Genomic DNA, 2242 nt, shown 5'->3' with positions numbered 1-2242 from the left:
AAGCCGAAACTACAATTATAGCAAATACGAAAATTAATATGTCTTTAGTTTTTCTCAAATGTGTTACAACGTGTTTGTATATGGTTTGTTGCGTGGTTAAGTAACTAAGTTAACAAATAAAAACTGAATAGAAAATCCGAGAGGATTTTCGTAAGTAGGCTAGAACTAGCAATAAATTATATACGGTGTTGTGCAACGTTTTTATTCACTTTCTATAATTCCTAATTCCTTTAATTTTTCTACTTTTTCAGTTTTCAACGCTTTTGCTCTGTAATTTGCTTTTTGTTGATTTACCCAAATATATATCTCTTTATCAAATTCAGGCGTAATTTCTTTTGTTCCATATTCCTCTCTAAAAAGTTCAATGATTTCAATATATTCATCCCACTTTTTTCTTTTTTTACTTCTTGCAGGAAGTTTTATGTTTAACTTTTTTAGTTCATTAATTTGTTCATCTTTTAATCTTCCATATCTAAAAGTTCTTTTTTGATTATGAAGCCATTTAGCCAATTTAGGATATTCAAGATTATCTTTTTTTATATCTGGATTGTTTATTTTTTTTAACTTGTTTAAGTTATTGTACCAATTCTGTGTAATATGTCCGCCTTTTTCTTTTTTTGATTTCGTTCCAATTTCAAAGAACCCAATTTGATGCAATTTTTCTTTTTTCCAATTTTCTTTAATTCCTTTTGTTTTTATACGATAAACATAATTTCCAAGGTTTGGATTTGGTTTGTAGTTTGATGGAATATTAAAATCTCCAAATTCTTTTTTGTATTCTTGAATTTCTTTAATTCTTTGGTCAAAATTATAAACATCCATATCCCAAATAACTCCCATATCTTCTAAAAGACCAATTCTTTCCTCGTTCAAAAAATCTCTTTTCTTTTTGTAATATGTTCTTTGGTCATTTAACCATTTACCAAGTTTTGGGTATTTAGGATTCTTAAAAGTTTGTGAAACATTACAATCCCCATATTCTATTTTGTATTGTTCCAAAAGTGCTAATTTATCGAGCCAATCATCTTCGTTATTTAATGACCGAACTCCATCCATTTCCCATTTAAAACCTATTTTTTCAAGTTTTTCTATTTGCCAATCTTTTAGTTTTCCTATTTTATATTTTCCTCGTTCTAATGCAACCCAATTTGAAATATAAAATAGAGGATGAGTATTATCTTTATATCTTTTTACATTACTTTCTCCTGTTTCTTTATAGACTTTTAATAATTGACTATAACTGTCGAGCCATTTTTTATCCCAATACAATACGTGAGCATCTCCGAAATAGAAATTTATTGTTTTTAATTTCTCTAAATGTTCTTTAGGTAAAATTCCAGCTTTAAATAATTGTTTTTGTTTACTATACCAACCGTAAAGTGTTCTGTCTTTGTATTCTCTTGGAACTGTACAATGTTCATTCTCTTTATAGAAAAGTTCCATTTTTTTAAACATATAATCCCATTTCGCAAGATAATCTTCTGTTATTTTTAGTATTGACTGATACTTTTTAATCGGTTTCTTTTCCTTGATTTCTAAATGACCTAAATCAGTAATTTTTGGATTTCTACCTCTTTTTTTTGAGTTATCGTGAATATTTGAATTGTAGTCAGAACCTTTTGAAAATTCTTCAGACGACACTTTATCTTCAAGAACAAGTTTATTCAAGTAATCACTTGTCAATAATTCCAGATTTGGGTCGCTAAAATCGAAAAATGAAGAATAAAATTCTTTTAACTGATTTATAATTTTTAATCCACTTGTGTCACTATTTGTAAAGTCCAAAAGGATTGAGGACTCAACGTTGTAAAAAAGTCCTGATTTTGTAAGATTTGATGAACCAGTAATTATTCTATTTCTATCTCCTTCAAATAAGTAAATTTTTGGATGATAAATGTAACTATCAGAATAATAAATGTACGTTTCTGTGTCTAATTCTAAAAGTAATTCGAGAGCCTCTTTTGATGTAACTCTTTCATCAATTCCAACATAGAAAGTTACATTTCTATTTTCTTTTCTTGCTTGTTTTATGAAAGGTGCTAAATAGTCTAAACCAGGTTTTCTCAAAAATGCGACAAAGATTGTTATTTGTGTAAATGATTCGTCTTTTATAGCAGAACAAACGTGATTTCCGCACGTTTCATCTTCTTCGAGATGTAAGCCTTGTCCTAAAAATTCTACTATCATTATTCTTTCACGGATTTTTTTTCAAATGACCCGTCCTGAATAAAGGCTACATAAT

General features: G+C 28.1%; 1 protein-coding gene. It reads right to left on the bottom strand.

The window, feature by feature from the left end:
- Positions 1–201: 201 nt before the first annotated feature.
- Positions 202–2187: a Helicase associated domain protein gene (locus tag PW52_RS16875; protein ID WP_044634160.1), complete on the bottom strand. Its 1986-nt coding sequence runs from the start codon at positions 2185–2187 to the stop codon at positions 202–204.
- Positions 2188–2242 lie beyond the last annotated feature (55 nt).

Source organism: Neotamlana sedimentorum, from assembly GCF_000943565.1.
GTDB lineage: Bacteria > Bacteroidota > Bacteroidia > Flavobacteriales > Flavobacteriaceae > Neotamlana > Neotamlana sedimentorum.
The sequence above is the reverse complement of the archived record's forward strand: the minus strand, read 5'-3'. Positions and strand labels throughout refer to the sequence as shown.

Coding starts and splice junctions, on each gene's coding strand:
- PW52_RS16875 (WP_044634160.1), bottom strand. CDS start 2,187: ATGATAGTAGAATTTTTAGGACAAGGCTTACATCTCGAAGAAGATGAA.